This window comes from Pseudoxanthomonas mexicana (assembly GCF_010093385.1).
In the GTDB taxonomy this organism is placed as follows: domain Bacteria; phylum Pseudomonadota; class Gammaproteobacteria; order Xanthomonadales; family Xanthomonadaceae; genus Pseudoxanthomonas_A; species Pseudoxanthomonas_A mexicana.
Window position 1 is genome coordinate 15,382 of the sequence record NZ_PDWV01000013.1, and the last position, 23,485, is coordinate 38,866.

Annotated in this window: 17 protein-coding genes; 15 read left to right on the forward strand and 2 right to left on the reverse strand. The window is 67.3% G+C overall.

Features of this window, described 5'->3' with window-relative positions:
* The first annotated feature begins 23 nt into the window (after positions 1–23).
* From dnaJ to recJ, 11 genes are all read left to right on the forward strand, one after another.
* The gene (dnaJ, locus tag CSC76_RS06795; RefSeq protein ID WP_162109297.1) at positions 24–1,142 is read left to right on the forward strand and encodes a molecular chaperone DnaJ; all 1,119 of its coding nucleotides are present in this window, start codon (positions 24–26) and stop codon (positions 1,140–1,142) included.
* Positions 1,143–1,194: 52 nt separating this feature from the next.
* Complete coding sequence (locus CSC76_RS06800) at positions 1,195–2,301, forward strand: prephenate dehydrogenase (protein ID WP_238394892.1); 1,107 nt, start codon at positions 1,195–1,197, stop codon at positions 2,299–2,301.
* Positions 2,298–3,008 carry an MOSC domain-containing protein gene (locus CSC76_RS06805; RefSeq protein WP_162109299.1) on the forward strand — a complete coding sequence of 237 codons (711 nt, stop codon included), beginning with the start codon at positions 2,298–2,300 and terminating at the stop codon, positions 3,006–3,008. The genes CSC76_RS06800 and CSC76_RS06805 overlap by 4 nt, the downstream gene beginning before the upstream one ends.
* 114 nt (positions 3,009–3,122) lie before the next feature.
* A complete protein-coding gene (locus tag CSC76_RS06810; protein ID WP_162109300.1) occupies positions 3,123–4,442 on the forward strand; it encodes a sensor domain-containing phosphodiesterase in 1,320 nt (439 codons plus the stop codon).
* A 45-nt stretch (positions 4,443–4,487) separates the two neighbouring features.
* Positions 4,488–5,204 (forward strand): 4-hydroxy-tetrahydrodipicolinate reductase, encoded by a 717-nt coding sequence (gene dapB, locus CSC76_RS06815; RefSeq protein WP_162109301.1) that lies wholly within the window; start codon positions 4,488–4,490, stop codon positions 5,202–5,204.
* A gap of 225 nt (positions 5,205–5,429) precedes the next feature.
* Entirely contained in the window at positions 5,430–6,563 is a 1,134-nt protein-coding gene (carA, locus tag CSC76_RS06820; protein ID WP_162109302.1) for a glutamine-hydrolyzing carbamoyl-phosphate synthase small subunit, read from the forward strand.
* A 73-nt stretch (positions 6,564–6,636) separates the two neighbouring features.
* The gene (locus CSC76_RS06825) at positions 6,637–8,535 is read left to right on the forward strand and encodes an alpha/beta hydrolase family protein (RefSeq protein WP_162109303.1); all 1,899 of its coding nucleotides are present in this window, start codon (positions 6,637–6,639) and stop codon (positions 8,533–8,535) included.
* Positions 8,536–8,553: 18 nt separating this feature from the next.
* Positions 8,554–11,799 (forward strand): carbamoyl-phosphate synthase large subunit, encoded by a 3,246-nt coding sequence (carB, locus tag CSC76_RS06830; protein WP_162109304.1) that lies wholly within the window; start codon positions 8,554–8,556, stop codon positions 11,797–11,799.
* Between the two features lie 8 nt (positions 11,800–11,807).
* Complete coding sequence (greA, locus tag CSC76_RS06835; RefSeq protein ID WP_185896981.1) at positions 11,808–12,272, forward strand: transcription elongation factor GreA; 465 nt, start codon at positions 11,808–11,810, stop codon at positions 12,270–12,272.
* Between the two features lie 4 nt (positions 12,273–12,276).
* Positions 12,277–13,230 carry a phosphoglycerate mutase gene (locus tag CSC76_RS06840; protein WP_162109306.1) on the forward strand — a complete coding sequence of 318 codons (954 nt, stop codon included), beginning with the start codon at positions 12,277–12,279 and terminating at the stop codon, positions 13,228–13,230.
* Complete coding sequence (gene recJ / locus CSC76_RS06845) at positions 13,227–14,948, forward strand: single-stranded-DNA-specific exonuclease RecJ (protein WP_162109307.1); 1,722 nt, start codon at positions 13,227–13,229, stop codon at positions 14,946–14,948. Before CSC76_RS06840 ends, recJ begins: the two co-directional genes overlap by 4 nt.
* 4 nt (positions 14,949–14,952) lie before the next feature.
* On the opposite strand, the gene CSC76_RS06850 is transcribed toward recJ, so the two are convergent.
* On the reverse strand, positions 14,953–16,167 hold the full coding sequence (locus CSC76_RS06850) for an acyltransferase family protein (RefSeq protein ID WP_162109308.1): 1,215 nt from the start codon (positions 16,165–16,167) through the stop codon (positions 14,953–14,955).
* 154 nt (positions 16,168–16,321) lie between these two features.
* Between CSC76_RS06850 and CSC76_RS06855 the strand changes: the two genes are divergently transcribed.
* Complete coding sequence (locus CSC76_RS06855) at positions 16,322–17,206, forward strand: LytTR family DNA-binding domain-containing protein (RefSeq protein ID WP_162109309.1); 885 nt, start codon at positions 16,322–16,324, stop codon at positions 17,204–17,206.
* Between the two features lie 3 nt (positions 17,207–17,209).
* On the opposite strand, the gene CSC76_RS06860 is transcribed toward CSC76_RS06855, so the two are convergent.
* Complete coding sequence (locus tag CSC76_RS06860) at positions 17,210–19,123, reverse strand: GGDEF domain-containing protein (RefSeq protein ID WP_162109310.1); 1,914 nt, start codon at positions 19,121–19,123, stop codon at positions 17,210–17,212.
* 125 nt (positions 19,124–19,248) lie between these two features.
* On the opposite strand from CSC76_RS06860, the gene prfB reads away from it, so the two are divergent.
* The 3 genes from prfB to rpfG all read left to right on the forward strand — a co-directional run bounded on the left by prfB (position 19,249) and on the right by rpfG (position 23,485).
* A protein-coding gene (gene prfB, locus CSC76_RS06865) for a peptide chain release factor 2 (RefSeq protein WP_162109311.1) occupies positions 19,249–20,374 on the forward strand; the annotation gives its coding sequence in 2 pieces (ribosomal slippage) (positions 19,249–19,323 and positions 19,325–20,374; 1,125 coding nt in all).
* A 103-nt stretch (positions 20,375–20,477) separates the two neighbouring features.
* On the forward strand, positions 20,478–21,998 hold the full coding sequence (gene lysS, locus CSC76_RS06870; protein ID WP_162109312.1) for a lysine--tRNA ligase: 1,521 nt from the start codon (positions 20,478–20,480) through the stop codon (positions 21,996–21,998).
* A gap of 347 nt (positions 21,999–22,345) precedes the next feature.
* Entirely contained in the window at positions 22,346–23,485 is a 1,140-nt protein-coding gene (gene rpfG / locus CSC76_RS06875) for a cyclic di-GMP phosphodiesterase response regulator RpfG (protein ID WP_162109313.1), read from the forward strand.

Sequence of the window (23,485 nt, forward strand, 5' to 3'; positions counted from 1 at the left end):
CTGCCAGACCAGCCTGACGACACATGAGCAAGCGCGATTACTACGAAGTCCTGGGCGTGGCCCGCGACGCCAGCGAAGAAGACCTGAAGAAGGCCTATCGGCGCTGCGCGATGAAGCACCATCCCGACCGCAATCCCGGCGATGCCGCCGCCGAGGCGGCGTTCAAGGAGTGCAAGGAAGCCTACGAGGTGCTGTCGGACGGGGCCAAGCGCCGCGCCTACGATGCGCACGGCCATGCCGCGTTCGAGCACGGCATGGGCGGTGGCGGTCCCGGCGGCCCGGACATGGGCGACATCTTCGGCGACATCTTCGGCAACATCTTCGGCGGCGGTGGCGCACGCGCGGCACGCCGTGGCGCCGATGTCGGCTACGTGATGGAACTGGACCTGGAAGAAGCCGTCGCCGGCATCGAGAAACGCATCGAAATCCCCACGCTGGTGGCCTGCGATCCCTGCAAGGGCACGGGCTCGGCCGACGGCCGCGTCGAGACCTGCGGCACCTGCGGCGGTCGCGGCAACGTGCGCATGCAGCGCGGCATCTTCGCCATGCAGCAGGCGTGCCCGGCCTGCGGTGGCCGCGGCCAGACCATCAGGAATCCCTGCACCGAGTGCCATGGCGCCGGCCGCGTGGAGGAAGAGAAGGTGCTGTCGGTCAAGATCCCGGCCGGCGTGGACAACGGCGACCGCATCCGCCTGACCGGCGAAGGCGAGGCCGGTCCGCCCGGCACGCCCCCGGGCGACCTGTACGTGGAAGTGCGCGTGCGCGAGCACGACATCTTCCAGCGCGATGGCGACGACCTGCACTGTGAGGTGCCGATCCGCATCTCGCAGGCCGCGCTGGGCGACACCGTGCGCGTGCCGACGCTGAAGGGCGAGGCGGAGATCCGCATCCCGGCCGAGACGCAGACCGGCAAGCTGTTCCGCCTGCGCGGCAAGGGCGTGAAGTCCGTGCGCAGCCGCAGCGAAGGCGACCTGTACTGCCGCGTGGTGGTGGAAACACCGGTGAACCTGACCCCGGAACAGCGGGAGCTGCTGGAGAAGTTCGAGGCCACCTTCATCGGAGAGGAAGCGCGCAAGCATTCGCCGAAGTCGGCCACGTTCCTCGACGGCGTCAAGGGGTTCTGGGACCGCATGACGTCCTGATACGGCGCGGCGTCTTGCTTCTAGAATGGGGCTCCCTGGTGGAGCCCTTTTCGTGTCCGGACCCCTGATTGGCATCGTCGGCAGCGCAGGTGCCTATGGCCGCTGGCTGCAGCACTTCTTCCAGGAACGGATGGGCCTAGAGGTCATCGGCCACGACCCCGCCGACCCCGCATCGAGAGACGAAGCCGAGCTCGTGCAGCGGGCGGACGTCCTGGTTTTCTCGGCGCCGATCCGCCGCACCGGGGCGCTGATCGCCCGCTATGCGGAGCTTGCCGCCGGTAGCGAAGCCGGGCGCTTGTGGCTGGACGTCACTTCGATCAAGGCTGCGCCGGTGGCGGCGATGCTCGCGTCGCGGGCAGAGGTCGTGGGCCTGCATCCGATGACCGCACCGCCCAAGACGCCGACTCTGAAGGGCAGGGTGATGGTGGTCTGCGAAGCGCGCCTCGATGCATGGCGACCTTGGATGGCGTCGCTGCTCGCCGCGCTCGAGGCCGAGTGTGTGCAGGCCACGCCCGAGCAGCACGATCGCGTGATGGCGCTGGTGCAGGCGATGGTCCATGCCGCCCACCTCGCCCAGGCGGGCGTGCTGCGCAGCGAAGCGACGCGCGCGGGCCCGCTGGACGCGCTGATGCCGTTCCGTTCCGCGTCGTTCGAGATGGATGCGGCCATCATCGCGCGCATCCTGTCGCTCAACCCGGCGATCTACGAAGACATCCAGTTCGGCAATCCTCATGCCAGCGATGTGCTGCAGGCGCTGGCGCGGCAGATCCAGCACATGGCGAACCTGGTGGGGGAGGGCACGGACGCGGCCCGCGCCGCGTTCCGGCGCGAGTTCCTGCATGACAACCACGCCGCCATCGGTCCGGACATGCTGGCCCAGGGAAACTACAGTTACGAACGGATCGGCTACCTGCTGGCCGACCTCGCCGGCCGGGAGGCGATCAGCGTGCACCTGCCGGAGGATCGCCCCGGCTCGTTGCGGGCGTTGCTGCACGTGTTCGAACGGCATGGCATCAGCCTGTCGTCGATCCACTCCTCGCGAACGCCGGAAGGCGATGTGCACTTCAGGATCGGATTCGACGAGGACGTGGATGGCGCGGTACTGGCGCGCGCCGCGGAAGAGATCGACGCAAGCGGACTGGGAAGGGTGCTGGCATGAGCGTGGCCGAGCAATCCAGGTTCCTCGTCGACGCCGTACTGATCGGCAAGGCGGTGCCTTTCACGCGTGCGGGCAGCGTCAGCGCCATCGCCAAGACCCCTGTATCCGGCCCACAGCGCGTCACTCGGCTCGGGATCGCCGACGACGAGCAGGGCGACCTGCGTGTCCACGGTGGGCCCGACAAGGCCATCCATCACTATCCGCGCGATCATTACCGTGCCTGGAGCGCCGACATCGGGCTTCACCCCCTGCTTGAGCAACCCGGTGCGTTCGGCGAGAACATCACCACCACCGGCATGCTGGAGCACACCGTGTGCCTGGGAGACCGCTACCGCATGGGCACGGCGCTGGTGGAGGTCTCGCAGTCGCGCCAGCCGTGCTGGAAGCTGTCCGATCGCTTCGCCATTCCTGACATGGCGCGTCGTGTGCAGGACACCGGTCGCACGGGCTGGTACTACCGGGTGATCGAGGAGGGGCATGTGCAGCAGGGCGATGCCCTGGTGCTCGCAGACCGTCCCCACCCGGCATGGCCCCTGTCCCGTTTCATCGCGCTGCTGTATCAGCGGGCGATCGACCCGGGCGTGCTGCATGACGTACTGGAACTGCCGTTGGTCCCTTCGTGGAGGGTACTGTTCCAGCGGCGCCTCGAGCGCGGCTCGGTGGAGGATTGGAGCAAGCGCCTGACAGGCGTCGCGACGGACGGGTGACGCGCACGACCTCATAAACGCGTTTACTCGACAGCGCCCCGCGTACCGCCCTAGCATCACGGCGTGGATGCAGGGGGTATGCATCATGTCCATCATCCGCAAGGAGTGTCGGAGATGAGTCGGGATCGCAAAGTGACGTCCCTGTCGTCGGTCCGGCCGCCAGCGCCCACGTCGGGCGAGGGCGCGTCCGCCGACGCCGTCGCCCTGCTGAGGCGTATCGTGGCGGCGCAAGGCGAGATTGCCGCCGCCGGCCCCGACCCGCAGGACGTGGTGGATGCCATCACATCCCGCGCGCAGGCGCTGACCCGCTCCGCCGGGGCGGTACTCGAGATCCGCGACGGCGACCTGATGCGCTACTGGTCGGCCAGCGGCATCGCGCATGGCCAGGTCGGTCTCGCGTTGCCTGTCGAAGGCAGCCTGTCGGGGCGCTGCATCAGCGAGGCCTGCGTGCTGCGCTGCGACGACAGCGAGGACGATCCCCGCGTCAATCGCGAAGCCTGCCGCACGGTGGGCCTGCGCTCGATGCTGGTGGCGCCGTTGCGCTTCCGCGACCAGGTGGTCGGTGTGCTGAAGGTGCTGTCCGCCTCGCCCGGGGCCTACGACGACACCGATTGCAGCACGCTGGAACAGTTGAGCACGCTGGTGGCCGCCAGCATGTACATGGCCATCGAGCATGCGCAGATGCGCGCGACGCTCCAGGCTCGCATGGGGCAGGGCGAGCGCGAACGCAGGGATCTGCGCGATGTCCGGGAGCGCCTGCTGCAGGTGCTGGAACACGGGCGGATCGCGATCGCCCTGCAGCCGATCGTCAGGCTGGCCGATGGTGTCGTCGTCGGCCACGAGGCATTGGCGCGCTTTCCGCTGGAGTACGACCTGTCGACGGTGCGCTGGTTCGAGGATGCCGCGCGTACCGGACTCAGCGTCGAGCTGGAACTGGCCGCCGCCGCCGCCGCGCTGGCGCGGTTCCCATCGCTGCCCCCGGAGACGTTTCTTTCGGTCAACGTGTCGCCGGAAACCGCGTGCAGCGAACGCCTGCGCCAGCTCATCGCCGGGCATGACCTTCGGCGGCTGGTACTGGAGGTTACCGAGCACACGCCGGTGGACGACTACGGACGCCTGAACCAGCGACTGTCGGCGCTGCAGGAGGAGGGGGTACGCATCGCCGTGGACGATACCGGCGCGGGCTTCGCCAGCCTGCGCCATGTGCTGCGGCTGGCGCCGGACATCATCAAGCTCGACATCACCCTGGTCCGCGAAGTCGATCAGCGCCCGCGCATGCAGACGCTGATCGCCGCGCTGCTGACCTTCGCACAGGGCACGGGTGCCGACCTCATCGCCGAGGGTGTGGAAAGCCCGCGTCAGCTCGAAACTCTGAAGCAGCTCGGTGTGCCGTTGGGACAGGGGTTCCATCTTGGTCATCCGCAGTGCACCTGAACGCCGGGACTTCGCCACGCGGCACCCGGCCGTTACCATGACCGGATGGACACCTCTCCGACCCGATTGCTGATCCACGGTGCCTCCGGCCGGATGGGCCAGGCTTTGCTCCGCCTGGCCGCCGAGCAGCCCGCATGCACGGTGGTCGCCGCCGTGACACGCCGTGCCCCCGAGCAGCGTGTCGTCGATGGCGTGCCGCATTTCGCCGCCACCGAGCTGGGCGGCGTTCCGGCCTTCGACGCGGCCGTCGACTTCAGCCTGCCCGAAGGCTTCGATGCCGTTCTGGCCCTGTGCGTGGACCGTGGGTGTCCGCTGGTGTCCGGCACCACGGGCATCGATGCGGCGCAGCAGGACGCACTGGCCACGGCGGCGACCCGCATCCCCTTGGTCTGGGCGAGCAATTTCAGCCTGGGCGTGGCCGTCCTGGCCGAACTGGTGGAGCGCGCCGCGGCGGCGTTGCCGGGCTGGGACGTCGATATCGTCGAATCGCACCACGTGCACAAGAAGGACGCGCCGTCCGGCACGGCACTGACCCTGGGACATGCGGCGGGCGGCGCGGGGCAGGCGGTGCGCTATGCCAGCCTGCGAGCCGGCGACATCGTGGGCGAGCACATGGTGCAGTTCACCGGGCTGGGGGAGCGGATCGAGCTCACCCATCGGGCGACCCATCGCGACATCTTCGCCCGCGGTGCGCTGCATGTGGCCCGGTCGCTGGTGGGGCGCCCACCCGGGGCCTATCGCGTGCGCGATCTTCTGGATTGATGCGCGCCCATTCATCATGCCCGCTCTTGGAATCTGAATGCGCGGCGCCCTTGTCCGGTGCGGCCCCGCAGCAGAATGCAAAAAACGGTGGCGCTGAACAGGGCTTCTCCGTACAATTCCCGCTCGCCTGTTACCCATCGCCACGGACCGGATGAACGCCGCGTCCGCGGTTTCTTGCAGCCGCAAGCCGGTGGGACAGGGTTCCTCCACCCCAAGGCGAACCCCGTGACTCGACCCGCACTCCTCGTACTCGAAGACGGCACCGTATTCGAGGGCGAATCCGTAGGCGCAGACGGCCTGTCGGTCGGCGAAGTGGTGTTCAACACCGCGATGACCGGCTACCAGGAGGTCCTGACCGACCCGTCCTACGCTCGCCAGCTCGTCACCCTGACGTACCCCCATATCGGCAACACCGGCTGTACCGACCAGGACGATGAAGCGTCCAGGGTCTGGTGCGCCGGACTGATCGTGCGCGACGTGCCGCGCCGCCCCAGCAGCTGGCGCAACCAGCAGGCGCTCCCGGGATGGCTGCAGACCCGCGGCATCGTGGCCATCGCCGGCATCGATACGCGCAAGCTGACCCGCATCCTGCGTGAGCGCGGCGCCCAGAACGGGGCGCTGATGGCCGGCGACGACATCGATGTCGAGAAGGCGCTGGAAGCGGCACGCAAGTTCCCTGGCCTGAAGGGCATGGACCTGGCCAAGGTGGTCACCACCGACAAGGCCTACCCGTGGCGCGATGGCCAGCTGGACCTGGACCGCAATGCCTTCGTTCAGGCCCCGGCGAAGTACAAGGTGGTGGCCTACGACTTCGGCGTGAAGCACAACATCCTGCGCATGCTGGCCGAACGCGGCTGCGACGTGACCGTGGTGCCGGCGCAGACCAGCGCCGCCGACGTGCTGGCGCTGCAGCCCGATGGCGTGTTCCTGTCCAACGGCCCGGGCGATCCGGAGCCGTGCGATTACGCGGTCACCGCCATCCGCGAGTTCATCGCGAAGAAGACGCCGACTTTCGGCATTTGCCTGGGCCACCAGCTGTTGGCGCTCGCGGCCGGCGCACAGACCATGAAGATGGGCCACGGCCACCACGGTGCCAACCATCCGGTCCAGGACCTCGACACCGGCCGGGTGATGATCACCTCGCAGAACCATGGCTTTGCGGTCGACGAGACCACGCTGCCGGCCAACGTGCGCGTGATCCACCGTTCGCTGTTCGACGGCACCAACCAGGGCATCGAACTGACCGACGCACCGGCGTTCTCGTTCCAGGGCCACCCGGAAGCATCGCCGGGACCGCATGATGTCGCACCGCTGTTCGACCGTTTCGTCGCCTGCATGGAGCAGGCACGGTCATCGTGAGGGGGATGGCTCCGTGCCATCGATTGTCCGTACGGGGTGGCGGGGGTCGCCGCCCCATCTCAGGGAGTGGAAGATGAAAGTGATGATCCGTCTGTTGTTGCTGCTGGTCTTGCTGCCACTGCAGGGTTTTGCGCGTGAGGTGCCGATCCAGGATTTCTTCAAGGATCCCCAATTCACCACCGTGTCGCTGTCGCCCGACGGCAAGCACATCGCGATCAATGTTCCCCAGGCCGACCGGACGCTGCTGGCAGTGGTTCGTGTTGCCGACCAAGCGATTGTCGGCAAATTCGACTATGGCGAGAACCGACACTTCCGGCAGGTGTACTGGGTCAACGACAACCGTCTGCTGTTCGTCGTGACTTTCAAGACGGGTCGTTTCGATTTCGAGACCGCGCGCGGCGACATGTATGCCGCGAACATCGATGGGACGGGCCGCCTCGATATCCCGAACGGCAACACATACCGCATCGTTGATCTGACGCCGGAAGATCCGGACACGATTCTGGTTCAACGCTCCGTCGAGACGTCGTTCCTCTTCAAGCTGAACGTCAACAATGGCCGCATCATGAATGTAGCAAGTGCACCGGTCGAGCAGGGAAGCTTCCTTGTCGATCATGATCGCAAGGTGCGTTTTGTTGCTGGCGCCATGAACGACGGCCGCAATGTCACTTATCGACGCGATGGCGACAAATGGAGTTTGGTGCACGAGAGTGAGCGCAATGGCGCGACGTACTATCCACTCGGCTTCGACGCAGAGAACAAGCGTGTCTACATGGCGAAGGGTGCCGATGGAAAGCCTGAGTCCATCGTGCTGCTCGATGTCGATACGCGTGCCGAGATCCAGCTGTCCAGCAACGGGACTGTCAGCCCTTCGGGTTACCTGTGGAGCAGCGACCGCAAGACACTGCTGGGGGTCTGGTACGAAGATGGCATTCCCTACTGGGACTGGGTCGCTCCCGACCATCCGGAAACCAAGGTCTATGCCGGGTTGACCAAAGCGTTCCCGGGCAAAGCCGTACGTTTCCATCGCGCATCAGACAATGGTCGCTATCTTATGATGCAGGTGTACTCGGACGTCCAAGCGCCCGAGGCATACCTGTTCGATCGCCAGACAGGGCAAGCGCAGTTCCTCACGGCCAGCATGGACTGGATCAAGCCCGAAGAGATGTCGCCGATGAAGCCCATCGTGGTGAAGGCGCGCGATGGTCTTCCGCTGCACGGCTACATCACCATCCCGAAGAACAGCAATGGCAAGAACCTGCCGCTGATCATCAATCCTCACGGCGGCCCGCACGGTCCGCGCGACGAATGGGGCTTCAATCCCGAAGTCCAGCTGTTCGCGAATCGCGGCTATGCCGTCCTGCAGATCAACTACCGCGGCTCGGGCGGCTACGGCAACGCGTTCGAAGGCATGGGCTACCGCAAATGGGGTACGACCATGCAGGACGACCTGACCGACTCGGTGAAGTGGGCGATCGCGCAGGGCATTGCGGACCCTGATCGTGTCTGCATCTATGGCGCGTCCTATGGCGGCTACGCGGCGCTGATGAGCGTGGTGCGCGAGCCGGACCTGTACCGCTGCACCGTCGGCTACGTGGGCGTCTACGATCTGGATGCGCAGCGCGATGCCGACTTTATGGGGCACGAGAGCGGCCGCAACTACCTGAAGGACGTGTATCCGCCCACGGCCGCCGAGCGCATGGCGCAGTCGCCGGCCTACGGTGTCGAACGCATCAAGGTTCCGATCCTGCTGGTCCATGGCGAGAAGGACGTGCGTGTACCGATCAAGAACATGCATTTCCTCATCTCGCAGCTGGCCAAGGTCGGCAAGAAGCCGGATGACGTGATCGTGGAGAAGAAGGAAGCGCACGGATTCCGCGACCTGCAGAACAACGTCAACCTCTACACCAAGATGCTGGCGTTCTTTGACAAGTACATCGGGCCGAACGCGAAGACCGCCTCGGCCCCGTAACCCTGGAAGCAGTCCCCCATGCCCAAGCGCAACGACCTAAAAACCATCCTGATCATCGGCGCAGGCCCGATCGTCATCGGCCAGGCCTGCGAGTTCGACTATTCCGGCGCCCAGGCGTGCAAGGCGTTGCGCGAGGAGGGGTATCGGGTGGTGCTGGTCAACAGCAACCCCGCGACCATCATGACCGACCCGGAGATGGCGGACGCGGTCTACATCGAGCCGATCAACTGGCAGACGGTCGAGAAGATCATCGCCAAGGAAAAGCCCGATGCGCTGCTGCCCACCATGGGTGGGCAGACGGCGTTGAACTGTGCGCTGGACCTGGCCGACAACGGGGTGCTGGAGAAGTACGGCGTCGAGCTGATCGGCGCCAAGCGCGATGCCATCCGGATGGCCGAGGACCGCGAACTGTTCCGCGTGGCCATGCAGGAAATCGGGCTGGAGTGCCCGAAGGCCGCGGTCGCGCACACGCTTGAGGAAGCGCTGGAGATCCAGACCCGCGTCGGCTACCCCACCATCATCCGCCCCAGCTTCACGCTGGGCGGCAGTGGCGGCGGCATCGCCTACAACCGTGAGGAACTGGTCGACATCGTGACCCGGGGCCTGGAGCTGTCGCCGACCACCGAGGTGCTGGTGGAGGAGTCGGTGCTGGGCTGGAAGGAGTTCGAGATGGAGGTGGTCCGCGACACCGCGGACAACTGCATCATCGTCTGTTCCATTGAGAACCTGGACCCGATGGGCGTGCACACCGGCGACAGCATCACCGTCGCCCCGGCGCAGACCCTGACCGACAAGGAATACCAGCGCCTGCGCGATGCCTCCATCGCGGTGCTGCGCAAGATCGGCGTGGATACCGGTGGCTCGAACGTGCAGTTCGGCATCAATGCGCAGACCGGCCGCGTCGTCGTCATCGAGATGAATCCGCGCGTGTCGCGTTCATCGGCGCTGGCGTCCAAGGCCACCGGCTTCCCGATCGCCAAGGTCGCCGCCAAGCTGGCCGTCGGCTACACGCTGGACGAACTGAAGAACGAGATCACCGGCGGCAAGACCCCGGCCTCGTTCGAGCCGGCGATCGACTACGTCGTCACCAAGATCCCGCGCTTCGCCTTCGAGAAGTTCCCGCAGGCCGATGCCCGCCTCACCACCCAGATGAAGTCGGTGGGCGAGGTGATGGCGATGGGCCGCACCTTCCAGGAGTCGCTGCAGAAGGCGCTGCGCGGCCTGGAAACCGGCAAGGTCGGCCTCGACCCGACCGGCCTGGATCTGGCCAGCGAAGACGACCTGACCACGCTGCGCCGCGAACTGAAGGCGCCGGGCCCGGAGCGCCTGTTCTACGTGGCCGATGCGTTCCGCGCCGGCATGAGCGTCGAGCAGGTGCACGCGCTGTCCTTCATCGACCCCTGGTTCCTCGACCAGATGGAAGAAATCATCTCGGCCGAGCAGCAGTTCGCTACCGATGGCCTGGGGTCGCTGGACAAAACGCGCATGCGCCGCCTGAAGCGGATGGGGTTCTCCGACGCGCGCCTGGCCCAGCTGGCCGGCACCGACGAGGCCGCCGTGCGCGTGCTACGCAAGGCGCTGGGCGTGAAGCCCGTGTACAAGCGCGTGGATTCCTGCGCGGCCGAGTTCGCCACCAGCACGGCGTACCTGTATTCGACCTATGAGGACGAGTGCGAGGCGCAGCCCACCAGCCGCGACAAGATCATGATCCTGGGCGGCGGTCCCAACCGCATCGGCCAGGGCATCGAGTTCGACTACTGCTGCGTGCATGCGGCGCTGGCGCTGCGCGAGGACGGGTTCGAGACCATCATGGTCAACTGCAACCCCGAGACCGTCTCGACCGACTACGACACCTCCGACCGCCTGTACTTCGAGCCGCTGACGCTGGAAGACGTGCTGGAGATCGTCGAACTGGAGCAGCCGAAGGGCGTCATCGTCCAGTACGGTGGCCAGACCCCGCTGAAGCTGGCACGGGCGCTGGAAGCCAATGGCGTGCCGGTGATCGGTACCAGCCCGGACTCCATCGACCTGGCCGAGGACCGTGAACGCTTCCAGCAGCTGGTCGATTCGTTGGGCCTGAAGCAGCCGCCGAACCGCATTGCGCGCAACGACCAGGAAGCCCTGCTGCTGGCGCGCGAGATCGGCTATCCGCTGGTCGTGCGTCCGTCCTACGTGCTGGGTGGCCGTGCGATGGAAATCGTGTACGGCGAATCCGACCTGGCCCGCTACGTGCGCGACGCGGTCAAGGTGTCCAACGACTCGCCGGTGTTGCTGGACCGCTTCCTCGACAACGCGGTCGAAGTCGATGTGGACATCATCGCCGACGCCGAAGGCCACGTGCTGATCGGCGGCGTGATGGAGCACATCGAGGAAGCCGGCGTGCACTCGGGCGACTCCTCATGCTCGTTGCCGCCGTATTCGCTGTCGACGAAGACGCAGGACGAACTGCGCCGCCAGGTGGTCGAACTGGCGAAGGCACTGAAGGTCGTGGGCCTGATGAATACCCAGTTCGCCATCCAGGCGAGCGAGGACGGCAGCGACGACATCGTCTACCTGCTGGAAGTGAACCCGCGCGCCTCGCGCACGGTGCCATTCGTCTCCAAGGCCACCGGCATGCCGCTGGCGAAGATCGCGGCCCGCTGCATGGCCGGCAAGACGCTGGCCGGGCAGGGCGCCACGAAGGAAATCGTGCCGGACTACTACTCGGTCAAGGAAGCGATCTTCCCGTTCGCCAAGTTCCAGGGCGTGGATCCGATCCTCGGACCGGAAATGCGCTCCACCGGCGAGGTGATGGGCGTGGGCCGCAGCTTCGGCGCGGCCATGGCGCGCGCGCAGGAGGCCGGCGGCATCAAGGCGCCACCGGTGGGCAAGGTGTTCATCTCGGTACGCGATCCGGACAAGAAGCGCGTGCTGCCGGTAGCGCAGGAACTGGTCGGCCGCGGCTACTCCATCGTCGCGACCGCCGGCACCGCCGCGTGGCTGCGTGAGCACGGCATCGACTGCACCCAGATCAACAAGGTGCTGGAAGGCCGTCCGCATGTGGTGGACCTGATCAAGAACGGCGAAATCGTGTATATCGTCAACACCACGGAAGGACGCCAGGCCATCGCCGACTCCTTCTCGATCCGGCGCGAGGCCCTGCAGCACCGCGTCACCTATTCAACCACCGTTGCCGGCGCCAAGCCGCTGGTGCATTCGCTGGAATACCGCGGCACGGGCCCGGTGCTGGCATTGCAGGAACTGCACAAGGAGCTTCAAGGGTGAGAGCCCCATTGACCATGCAGGGCGCGCAGCGCCTGCGCCAGGAACTGGACCTTCTGAAGACGGTCAAGCGTCCCGAGGTGATCACTGCCATCGCCGAGGCGCGTGCGCACGGCGACCTGAAGGAGAACGCCGAGTACCACGCCGCCCGCGAGCAGCAGGGCTTCATCGAAGGCCGCATCAAGCAGCTGGAGAGCGAGTTGTCGCACTCCGAGATCATCGACGTCAGCAAGCTCAATGCCGGCTCGCGCATCGTGTTCGGCGCCAAGGTGGTGCTGGCCGACGTGGATACCGATGAAGAGAAGCGCTACCAGATCGTCGGCGACCTCGAGGCGGACATCAAACTGGGCCTGATCGCGATCTCCTCGCCGCTGGCCCGCGCCCTGATCGGCAAGCACGAGGGCGACAGCGTCACCATCGATGCCCCGGCCGGCCAGCGCGAGTACGAAATCGTCAGCGTTTCCTACGCCGACTGAGTCCATGGCCCAGGCCACACTGCTGCTGCCTGCGCGCACCCGCCTGGTCGGGCTGGCGCTGCCCGACGACGTGGCGCGGGCGCTGGGCCGCAGCGACCGCAGCGACACGGATGCCGGCGAGCGCGCGCAGCTGCGGCGGCAGTTCCAGCTGGTGCCCGACCATTGGCCCATCGCCGCGCTTACCCGCCAGCGTGATGCGGGCGATGCCGCCGGTGCCCGCTGGCTGCGTGCGGATCCGGTGCGGGTGTCGCCGGACATGACCGGGGCGCGCATGCTCGCCCACGGCGAATCGCTGGGCCTGTCTGCGGAGGACGCGGCGAATCTTCTGCCCGCGCTCAAGCCCCTGTTCGGCGATGCCGGCATGCCGCTGGATGCACCGCACCCGGCGCGCTGGTATCTGCGCCTCCCGCTGGAAGCGCAGCTGCCCGAGTTCGCGCCGGTGGACGATGTGCTGGGCGACGATCTGTTCGCGCACCTGCCGCACGGCGATGCCGGCCGCCGCTGGCGGGCCCTGCTCAGCGAGGCCCAGGTGCTGCTGCACAACCACCCCTGGAATGCGCAGCGGGTGTCGCAGGGCAAACCACCGGTCAATTCGCTGTGGTTCTGGGGCGCGGGTGCGCTGCCGGACTTCGTCCGCACCGGCTTCCGCCAGGTCAAGGGCAACGATGTGCTGCTGCAGGCCCTGGCGCAGGCGGCGGGCGTGGACGCGAGCCATGCCGGCGGCGAGGGCGGTGTGGACGCGCTGATCGACCTGCGTCACCTGCGCAATCTGGACCTGCTGTGCCGCGATGCGCTGCGCCCGCTGCTGGAGGCCCTGAAAAAGGGCGAACTGGACACGCTCACGCTCGACTTCGAGGATGGCGGCCTGTTCGCGCTGCGTCGCGAGCAGCGCTGGCGGTTCTGGCGCAGGCCCCTGCCGCGCCTGGATGCAGGCCGGCCCGATCACGTGCCGGCATGACGCCGGCGGCCCGGATCCGCCGACGCGAGGCGGGCGCGGCCGGTACATGGCCTGCCCATGTGCCCATGCTGCTGCAACGCGTCTACGAAGCCCGGGGGGCCGGTTCGATGGAGCAGGCCCAGCCTAGGCTCGCCCAGCTGCTTCCCCCCGACCTGCTCGGCGGCATCGATGAAGCGACGACGCTGCTCGCCGATGCCATCGCGGCCAACCGCCATATCGTGATCGTCGGCGATTTCGACTGCGACGGCGCCACCGCGTGCGCCGTCGGCGTGCGTGGGCTTTGCCTGCTGGGCGCACGGCGTGTCACGCCAGCGGTGCCCAACCGCATGGTCCATGGCTACGGACTGTCGCCTTCGCTGGTGGAGGAACTGGGCGCACTGGCGCCCGAGCTGCTGGTCACGGTGGACCACGGGATTGCCTGTCATGCCGGGATCGCGGCGGCCAAGGCGCGCGGCTGGCAAGTCCTGGTCACGGATCATCACTTGCCCGGTGACGTGCTGCCGCCCGCCGATGCGATCGTCAATCCCAACCTGCGCGGCGATCCGTTCCCCAGCAAGATGCTGGCGGGCGGGGGCGTGATGTTCTACGTGCTGCGCGCGCTGCGACGCGTGCTGCGGGGACGGGGGGCTTTCGATGGCCCCGAACCCGACCTTTCGTCCTTGCTGGATCTTGTCGCGGTGGGCACGGTCGCCGATCTCGTCCCGCTGGACGCCAACAACCGCGCCCTCGTCGGCGCGGGCCTGCGTCGCCTGCGCGCAGGCCAGGCCTGTGCGGGCCTGCAGGCGCTGGTGCGCGTGGCGGGGCGTGACCCGGCCCGGCTCACGGCCGCGGACATCGGCTTTGCGGTCGCCCCGCGCCTGAATGCCGCGGGCCGGTTGGAGGACATGGCGCTGGGCATCGCGTGCCTGCTGACCGACGACGCCAGCCAAGCCGATGAGATGGCGCACGTGCTCGACGGCATCAACGCCGAACGCCGCGGCGTGCAGCAGCAGATGGTGGACGAAGCGCAGGCGGCGCTGGCGCGTGTCGACGTCGAGGGCGCCGTGCCGCTGGCGCCGTGTCTGTTCGATCCGGAGTGGCATCCGGGCGTGGTCGGCCTGGTAGCCTCGAAGATCAAGGAACGCCTGCATCGCCCGGTGATCGCGTTCGCGCCCGCCGAGCCGGGCAGCACGGTGTTGCGCGGCTCGGCACGCTCCATTCCCGGTTTCCACATCCGAGATGCGCTGGCGGCGATCGATGCGGCGAACCCCGGTCTGATGCAGCGTTTCGGCGGTCATGCGATGGCGGCCGGCCTGTCGCTGGACGAAAGCGCACTGTCTGCCTTCCGTGAAGCCTTCCACGAGCAGGCCTCGAAGCTGCTCGATGAGGCGATGTTGCAGGAAGTGCTGCTGAGCGACGGCGAGTTGCGGTCGGACGAACTGGATCGCGCCCATGCCGAAGCGCTGCGCAGCGCCGGGCCATGGGGACAGGGCTTCCCCGAGCCCATGTTCGATGGCCGTTTCGATGTGCTGGATTGGCGCGTGATCGGCGAGAAGCACCTGAAGTTTTCGCTGCGTCTTCCCGGTCATGCCGCAGCGCTCAATGCGATCCACTTCAATGGCTGGCAGGACCAGGCCCCACCTGCCCGTATCCATGCGGCCTACCAGTTGGACACCGACGACTGGCAGAACCGCCGCGGCATCCAGTTGCTGATCCGTTACTGGCAGGCCGCGGAGTGAGTGCTCAGGACTCGGTGGAGCCGACCATCGCCGGCGAGCCGTCGGTTCGCCCGCCAGGCAGACGCTTCAGTCCGAACAGCGGTCGCAGCCAAGCGACCCGGCGCACGACTTCATAGCCAGCGAAGCAGGCGGCGAAGGTGACCATTACCAGCAGGATGCCTTCCACCAGCGGCGGGATCGCCAGTGGCTTCAGGTGGTGGGCGAGGACGACGGTGACGGTCTGGTGCAGGATGTAGACCGGGAACACCGCCGGCACCAGGTACCGGAGCGCGCGACTGTCGCCGGGATTCCAGTGGCGGGCGAAGCCGAGTACCGCCACGATCGCGCACCACTGGTCCAGTCCCCAGACCATGCGCATGGCGGTCCGCAGCAGCTCGGGCGGCTGCCCATCGGCGAAGCGGACGAAGTAGGCGATCAGGCCCGCCCAGGTGGCCAGCCACAGCAGCAGGGCGACCCAGCGCGCCCGGACCATCGCCGCCCAGACCCCCTCGCTGCGTGCGATCAGGAAGCCCAGCAGGAACACGCTGAAGTACTGGGCATGGTTGTACCAGTCGTCGACCAGCGCATGGGTCTGTTCGAAGCGACCGACCAGCAGGATGCGCGCCAGGCCCAGGAACAGCGTGGGCCACACCACGATGCCGATTCCGGCCAGCGCCTTGTCGAGACCACGCCCCGCGGCGATCAGGGCGCGCGGCGCCATGCGCCAGAGCAACCACAGCACCATGGTGTAGACCCATAGGTAAGCAACGAACCAGAGATGGTTCCAGGTGGGCATGTCCAGGCAGCCGTCTGCATCGCAGAAACCGTCGTAGCCGGTCAGGTAGCGGCCATAGAAGGCCAGGTACCCGTCGTGATAGCCCCCCGGGAGCTGCTCGACCACCTCGTAGTAGGACTGCGGAGGCACGATCACCAGCATGCCGAACACCAGCGGCACCAACAGACGCCAGGACCGGCTGGCGAGGAACCCCGGCCGGCGGCGGGCCACCTCGGCACTGCGTCGCTGCCGTTCCAGCAGGAATGCCGTGGCCGCCCCCGACACGAGGAACAGCAGCGCCAGCCGCCACGGTGAACTGAGCAGCATGAAGGGCTCCAGCGCATCGCTGGCCGCTGGACTCTTCACGTGCCAGTCCCAGGTCACGTAGTACATGCCCACGTGGTACAGCACCAGCAGCCCGAAGGCGCAAACACGGACCCAGTCCAGATCGTGGCGGCGTTGCATGGGGGTTTCCTCGTCCTGTGAAGGCGCCAGCGTGTCGGGTCTGCTCGTCAGTACCCACTACGAAGGGACATGTGGGGGCGGGCAGGGGGCCAACGGCCGGCATGCAGGGACGAATCGCGAAGGGCGCAGGACCGCAGAGGGCTAGAATGCGCGCATGACCGAACGCGCCGTGCTGTCCTACGAACGCTACCAGCCCTGGAAACGCGTGATCGAGGCCGGCTTCTGGATCGCGGTGACCGGGGTCAACTGCGTCGCCAACAGCATCACCACGCTGATGGAACTGCGACGCGGCGATTCGTCCATCCAGGCCTGGGAGCCGGCCGTCTGGGAAACCAGCAGCGCGGTGATGTGGCTGTTGGTGGTGTTGCCGGCGATGGCCTGGTTCACCCGGCGCTATCCTTTCCAGTGGGGCGACTGGCGGCGACAGCTCGCACGGTATGCCGGGGCCAGCGTCGTCGTCTGCCTCGTGCACGTGGTGGGCATGGTGGGGTTGCGGGTACTCGCCTACCGGGCCCAGGGCATGACCTACGACTTCGGCCCCTGGCCGCGCGAACTTGTCTATGAGTACCTGAAGGATGTCCGCAGTTTCGCCTCCATCGTGCTGACAATGGAGGCGTACCGCCTGCTGCTGCGCCGTTGGCAAGGCGAGGCCAGCCTGCTGGCGGAGCCCGACGAGGGCCCGCCGCTGGAACCGGTGGACCGGCCCGAACGCTTCCTGATCCGCAAACTGGGGCGCGAATTCCTGGTCGCGGCGAACGACATCGAGTGGCTGCAGGCCGCAGGCAACTACGTCAACCTGCGGGTGCGCGGGCACGACTATCCATTGCGCAGCACCATCGCCGGCATCGAATCCCGCCTCGATCCGCGCCGCTTCGCCCGCATCCATCGCAGTTACGTGGTGGCGCTCGACCATGTCGCATCCATCGAGCCGCTGGATTCCGGCGACGCGCGCGTCCACCTGCGCGACGGTACGGTGCTGCCCTGCAGTCGACGCTACCGCCAGGACCTGAGGACGCGCACCGGCGCCGAGCCGGGTTAGTGCTCAGGCCGCGCGCAGGGCCGCTTTCGGCAAGCGTTCGATGGCGTAGCTCGCCATCAGGTCGACGTTGCCGCTGCGCACGGCGTTTTCCGGTTCTTCCAGAACGCTGGCCGCACTGGCGCCTTCCGGCAGGGTACGGCCCCACAGGCCGGCCCACGCGTTGCGACGGTCCTTGGCGGCGTAGAGCGCACGGTCGGCCAGGCGGATGGCGTACTCCCACCCTTCGCGTCCCTCCTCGAAGAACGGGAACGGCGCGAAACCCAGCGACACCGTGAGATCCCAGGCCCGCCCCGGCGCCAACTCGCGGGCGCCGCCCAACCGCTCGTGCAGGCGCGCGGCGACCGTGCATGCCTGCGCCGCCGTGAGATCGGGGCAGGCCATCAGGAATTCCTCGCCGCCCCACCGTGCGATCACGTCGCCAGGCCGGCACAGGGTGCGCAGCGCGTCGGCGATGTCCACCAGCACGTCGTCGCCGGCATGGTGGCCGAACCCGTCGTTGACCTGCTTGAAGTGGTCGATGTCGATAAGGAAGAGCACATGACGCATGCCGGGCGTGGCGCGTTGCGTCGACATCGCCTGCAGCGCGGTACCGGCCGCGCGGCGGTTGCGCAGGCCGGTGAGAGGATCGGTCGCGCTGACGGTGCGCAATTGCTGGTTCTTGCGCCGCTGGAGCAGGCCGAAGCCGACACCCGCCATCACCAGCAGGATCATCGCCGCGACGCCGGCGTTACGCAGCAGGCGTGTTCTCTCCTCGTTGAGGGACTGGATCTGGGCCTTGTGCCGCATGGCCTGCAGTTCGCGCTGCGCGGCGGCGCTCTCGCTGCGCGCCTGCAGCTCGGCCAGCGATGCGAGCCGTTGCGCCTTGAGCGTCTCCATTTCCAGTGCGTGCAGGCGTGCGCCGACCGCCATGACGCCGTCCGCCTGGCCAAGCGCGGCATGCGCGGCCATCCAGGCGCGCAGCACCTCGCGCTGCTTCTGCGGCTGCGGCGTGCCGTCCACGTGCGACCAAGCCAAGCGTGCCGTGGCCAGCGCGGCCGTGGGGTCGCCGGCGATGCGCTGCAGGGTCGACAGCTTGGCCAGCGAGCCGGCCAATCCCGGCGTGTCCGCACTCGTCTGCTGCGCCCGGATTACGGATGTGAGCACCTGCTGCGCCGGCCCCAGGCGCCCCTGCGTGATCCATATTCCCGCACGCTCTGCGCGCAGGCGTTCCACCACCGCCAATGCCTGCCTGCGGTGCGCCATGGCCTCGCCCTGGTCGATTACGGCCAGGGCCTCCGCCGTTCGGCCCAACCTGACCAGGTTGAGCACGTGGTTATGCAGGATCGCCGGATCTTCCAGCCCGACGGACGCGGCGATGGCCAATGCCTTGCGATGGAAGCCGTCGGCCACTTCCGGCGAGTCCAGGTAATCGGCGTGGATCAATCCGATGTTGCTGAGGGTGGTGGCCTGGAACAGGGCGGCCTCGTCGGCGGGCAACTGCCTGGCCAGGTCCTGCACCCGCAGGTAGGCCGCCTCGGCGCGATGGATCTGGCCGGCACCGTGGAAGACCGATCCTGCCTGCGAATAGGCGCGGGCGCGGAACGCCAGGGCCAGTTCGGGATTCGCCAGCACGAGGCGCTCCATGCGGGCACCGGCCTCCACCGCGCGTTTCCGGTCGCCGGACAGGCCGGCGGCGATGCCCAGGCAACTGAGGGTCTTCAGCTCGTCCTCGACGGTCAGGTCGGCCTCGCGCAGCAGCGATTCGGCCAGCGCGGCCGCCACGGGGGGCGCATCGCGGCGCAGCTTCAGGCAGCGGGCCACCTGGCTGGCCCGCTCGGTGCCGGCCGCAACCGTGCCCTGGGCCCGTGAGGAGGGCAGGCCCAGCAGCACCAGGCCCAGCAGGCAGGGCAACAGGCGGGCGGCGAAGGGAGTCGGCATGAGCGGTCGGCTGTCGGCAGGGGCGCGCATATCGAATGCAAATTCCGTTCCATGCCGGCGCAGGACGGGTACCTGCACGCCTCTGGTATCCTTGCCGACCGATTCCATTCCCCCGTCACAGCCCCATGATCGAGCTCAATCCCATCCGCCAGCGCATCGCCGACCTGCAGGACAGGCTGGCCTCGCTCCGGGGGTTTCTTTGACTACGATGCCAAGCGCGAACGCCTGGAAGAAGTAAACCGCGAGCTGGAAAACCCGGACATCTGGAACAACGCCGAGTACGCGCAGCAACTGGGCCGCGAGCGTTCCCTGCTGGACAAGACGGTCAACGGCATCCGCGACATCGAGGAAGGCCTGACCGGCGCCGGCGAGCTGCTGGAGCTGGCGGAGATGGAGAACGACGAGGATACCGCGCACGCCGTGGTGGCCGACGTCGAACGTTATGCCGCGCACGTGGACAAGCTGGAGTTCCAGCGCATGTTCTCCGGCAAGATGGACAGCGCCAACGCCTTCGTCGACATCCAGGCCGGCGCCGGCGGCACCGAGGCGCAGGACTGGGCGGAAATCCTGCTGCGGATGTACCTGCGCTGGTGCGAATCGCGCGGCTGGAAGACCGAGCTGATGGAAGCCAGCGGCGGCGACGTGGCCGGCATCAAGTCGGCGACGCTGCGCGTGGAGGGCGACTTCGCCTACGGCTGGCTGAAGACCGAGACCGGCGTGCACCGCCTGGTGCGCAAGTCGCCGTTCGATTCGGACAACCGCCGCCATACCAGCTTCACCTCGGTGTTCGTTTCGCCGGAAGTCGATGACAACATCGACATCGACATCAATCCGGCCGACTTGAAGACCGACGTGTACCGCTCCTCCGGCGCCGGCGGCCAGCACGTCAACAAGACCGAATCGGCCGTGCGTATCACCCACGTGCCCACCGGGATTGTGGTGGCCTGCCAGACCGGCCGCAGCCAGCACCAGAACCGCGACAACGCGATGAAGATGCTGGCCGCCAAGCTGTACGAGCTGGAAATCCAGAAGCGCAACGCGGAGCGCGATGCGGTGGAAGCCACCAAGTCCGACATCGGTTGGGGCAGCCAGATCCGCAACTACGTGCTGGACCAGAGCCGCATCAAGGACCTGCGCACCGGCGTAGAGCGTTCGGATACCCAGAAGGTGCTGGACGGCGACCTGGACGAGTTCGTCGAGGCCAGCCTGAAATCCGGCCTGGAAGCGGGCGCCAAACGCATCGACGCTTGAAAGCAGGAGTCAGTGGAGAGGAGTGAGGAGTGAGCGTCAGGTTCGCTCCTCATCCCGGCTCCCCTCACTTCTCACTCCTCCCCACTCACTCCTCGCCTACGCCATGACCGACCAGACCAGCGCAACGCCTCCTGCCGACGAGAACAGCCTCATCGCCGAGCGCCGCGCCAAACTGACGGCCCTGCGCGGGCAGGGCATCGCGTTCCCCAACGACTTCCGTCGTGGCGACTACGCCGGCGACCTGCAGGCCCAGTACAGTGATGCCGAGCTGTGGACTGTCGAAGCGCTGGAAGGTACCGGCCGCCGTGTGAAGCTGGCCGGCCGCCTGATGGCCAAGCGGGTGAGGGGCAAGGCCAGCTTCGTGCAGATCCAGGACGAATCCGGCCGCATCCAGCTGTTCCTGCAGGCGAACACGCTGGGCGAGACTTACGATGCCTTCAGGGGCTGGGACATCGGCGACATCGTCGGCGTCGAGGGCAGTCTGACCCGCACCCGCACCGGAGAACTGTCGGTCAAGGCCGACGTCCTGCGCCTGCTGACCAAGTCGCTGCGTCCGCTGCCGGACAAGTGGCATGGCCTGTCCGACGTCGAGCAGCGCTATCGCCAGCGCTACGTGGACCTGATCGTCACGCCGGAAGCGCGGGACGTGTTCATCAAGCGCTCGCGCATCATCCGTGCGATCCGCGAGTGGCTGGATGCCCGGCGTTTCCTGGAAGTCGAGACGCCGATGATGCATTACATCCCCGGCGGCGCCGCGGCCAAGCCGTTCACCACGCACCACAACGCGCTGGACCTGGACCTGTACCTGCGCGTGGCGCCGGAGTTGTACCTGAAGCGCCTGGTCGTCGGCGGACTGGAGCGGGTCTACGAGATCAACCGCAACTTCCGCAACGAAGGCGTCAGCACGCGGCACAACCCCGAGTTCACGATGCTCGAGCTTTACGAGGCCTACGCCACGTACACCGAGATCATGGACCTCACCGAGGGGGTCATCCGCGATGTCGCCCACGAGGTCCGGGGCCCCGGCCAAGTCACCTGGGACGGCCAGGACATCGACCTGGAGCCGGCGTTCCGCCGCTGGCGCATGGATGAGGCGGTACGCCACCACAACCCCGAGATCAGCCTTGCCGACTGCACGGACCGCGAGGCGCTGGTACGCCATTGCGAGCGGCTGAAGATCCATGTGAAGCCGTCCTACGGCTGGGGCAAGCTGCTGCTGGAGATCTTCGAGAAGACCGTGGAACACACGCTGATCCAGCCCACCTTCATCACCGATCACCCGGTGGAGGTTTCGCCGCTGGCCCGCGCCAACGACAAGGACCCCGGCTACACCGACCGCTTCGAGCTGTTCATCAACGGCAAGGAGCTGGCCAACGGCTTCTCCGAACTCAACGACCCCGAGGACCAGGCTGCGCGCTTCATGGCCCAGGTCCAGGCGAAGGAGGGCGGTGATGACGAAGCCATGCATTTCGACGCCGACTACATCCGCGCCCTGGAGGTCGGTCTGCCGCCGACCGGCGGCCTGGGCATCGGCATCGATCGGCTGGTCATGCTGTTGACGGGCTCCGATTCGATCCGGGACGTACTGCTGTTTCCCTACATGCGTCCGGAAGCCCAGGGGTGACCCACGGTCCCCGCGAGCGTCAAAAGAGTGACGCTGCGCGGCAGTATGGGCACATGACGGCGTGACGCGACGGGACCACACTGGCGGGGCCCCAGCCCGCGGGCGGCGGACCCCGGGTGGACACGGGACCGGACATGCCGAAATATGTGACGAACATCAACGTGCGGAACCCTGAAACACCCTGGAGGCGGCTGGCACGCTTCCTGCGTGGACTTCCACGCAGGTCGGTCAATTCTTCGCCGCCCGCGCCGATAGAGATCAGGGGAGGGGGCTCCGTGATCGGCATCGGTTCCCTTCGTGGATCTCGGCCCCAGCCTGGGGCCGGGCCGCCGAACAGGACTGCCACCATGCTGGATGCGAGCGTCGCCACCGCCGGAGTATCCTTGCCCGACAGCCACGTCACGTGGCCACAAGGGGTGGGGCACGCATTGAACATCGTCATCGTCGACGATCAGACGTCCGCGCGTACCATGCTGCGCCATGTCATCGAGGACATCGCGTCCGAGCTGGCCGTCCACGATTTCGGCGATCCCCTGGCGGCCTTGGAATGGTGCGAGAAGAACCGCACCGACCTGCTGCTGCTCGACTACCGCATGCCGGGCATGGACGGGCTGGAGTTCGCCCGCCGGTTCCGCCGGCTGCCGATGCACCGCGACATCGCCATCATCCTGATCACCGTGGTCGGCGACGAACCCATCCGTCAGGCCGCGCTGGAAGCGGGCGTCATCGACTTCCTGGTCAAGCCGGTGCGTCCGCGCGAGCTGCGTGCCCGCTGCCGCAATCTGCTCCAGCTGCGCCAGCAGTCCGAGAACGTCAAGCAGCGCGCCCTGTCGCTGGAGCAGCGCCTGCTGTCCAGCATGCACGAGGTGGAAGAGCGCGAGCGCGAAACGCTATCGCGCCTGGCCCGCGCCATCGAGTACCGCGACAGCGGCACCAGCGCCTACCTCGAGCGCATGGCCCACGTGGCGGGACTGATCGCCGAGCAGCTCGGCCTGCCCGAGGACGAGGTGCGGACCATCGAGATGGCCGCGCCGCTGCATGACATGGGCAAGATCGCCATTCCCGATTCGGTGCTGATGAAGGCGGGCCCGCTGACCGCGGACGAGACCGATGTCATGCGCCGTCATCCGAAGATCGGGCACCAGTTGCTCTCCGGCAGCCAGAACCGCTTCATCCAGGCGGGCGCCGTGATCGCGCTGCGGCACCATGAGCGCTACGACGGCAGCGGTTATCCCGATGGCCTCGTGGGCGAGGAAATCCCGTTGGAAGCCAGGATCGTGGCGGTGGCGGACGTATTCGACGCCCTCATCTCGCCGCGCCCCTACAAGAAGGCGTGGGACAAGGACGCGGCGCTGGCCTATCTGTATGCCCAGCGCGGTCGCCTGTTCGATCCCGCATGTGTCGACGCGCTGATCCGTGGGCGGGCGCGGCTGGACGACATCTGCGAACGCTACTCGACGGTGCAGAGCCGTCCAGGGATGGAGTGA

Coding starts and splice junctions, on each gene's coding strand:
- CSC76_RS06840 (WP_162109306.1), top strand. CDS start 12,277: ATGGCCCAGGCCACACTGCTGCTGCCTGCGCGCACCCGCCTGGTCGGG.
- CSC76_RS06825 (WP_162109303.1), top strand. CDS start 6,637: ATGAAAGTGATGATCCGTCTGTTGTTGCTGCTGGTCTTGCTGCCACTG.
- CSC76_RS06810 (WP_162109300.1), top strand. CDS start 3,123: ATGAGTCGGGATCGCAAAGTGACGTCCCTGTCGTCGGTCCGGCCGCCA.
- dapB (WP_162109301.1), top strand. CDS start 4,488: ATGGACACCTCTCCGACCCGATTGCTGATCCACGGTGCCTCCGGCCGG.
- lysS (WP_162109312.1), top strand. CDS start 20,478: ATGACCGACCAGACCAGCGCAACGCCTCCTGCCGACGAGAACAGCCTC.
- CSC76_RS06805 (WP_162109299.1), top strand. CDS start 2,298: ATGAGCGTGGCCGAGCAATCCAGGTTCCTCGTCGACGCCGTACTGATC.
- CSC76_RS06860 (WP_162109310.1), bottom strand. CDS start 19,123: ATGCCGACTCCCTTCGCCGCCCGCCTGTTGCCCTGCCTGCTGGGCCTG.
- CSC76_RS06855 (WP_162109309.1), top strand. CDS start 16,322: ATGACCGAACGCGCCGTGCTGTCCTACGAACGCTACCAGCCCTGGAAA.
- recJ (WP_162109307.1), top strand. CDS start 13,227: ATGACGCCGGCGGCCCGGATCCGCCGACGCGAGGCGGGCGCGGCCGGT.
- dnaJ (WP_162109297.1), top strand. CDS start 24: ATGAGCAAGCGCGATTACTACGAAGTCCTGGGCGTGGCCCGCGACGCC.
- CSC76_RS06850 (WP_162109308.1), bottom strand. CDS start 16,167: ATGCAACGCCGCCACGATCTGGACTGGGTCCGTGTTTGCGCCTTCGGG.
- carB (WP_162109304.1), top strand. CDS start 8,554: ATGCCCAAGCGCAACGACCTAAAAACCATCCTGATCATCGGCGCAGGC.
- rpfG (WP_162109313.1), top strand. CDS start 22,346: ATGCTGGATGCGAGCGTCGCCACCGCCGGAGTATCCTTGCCCGACAGC.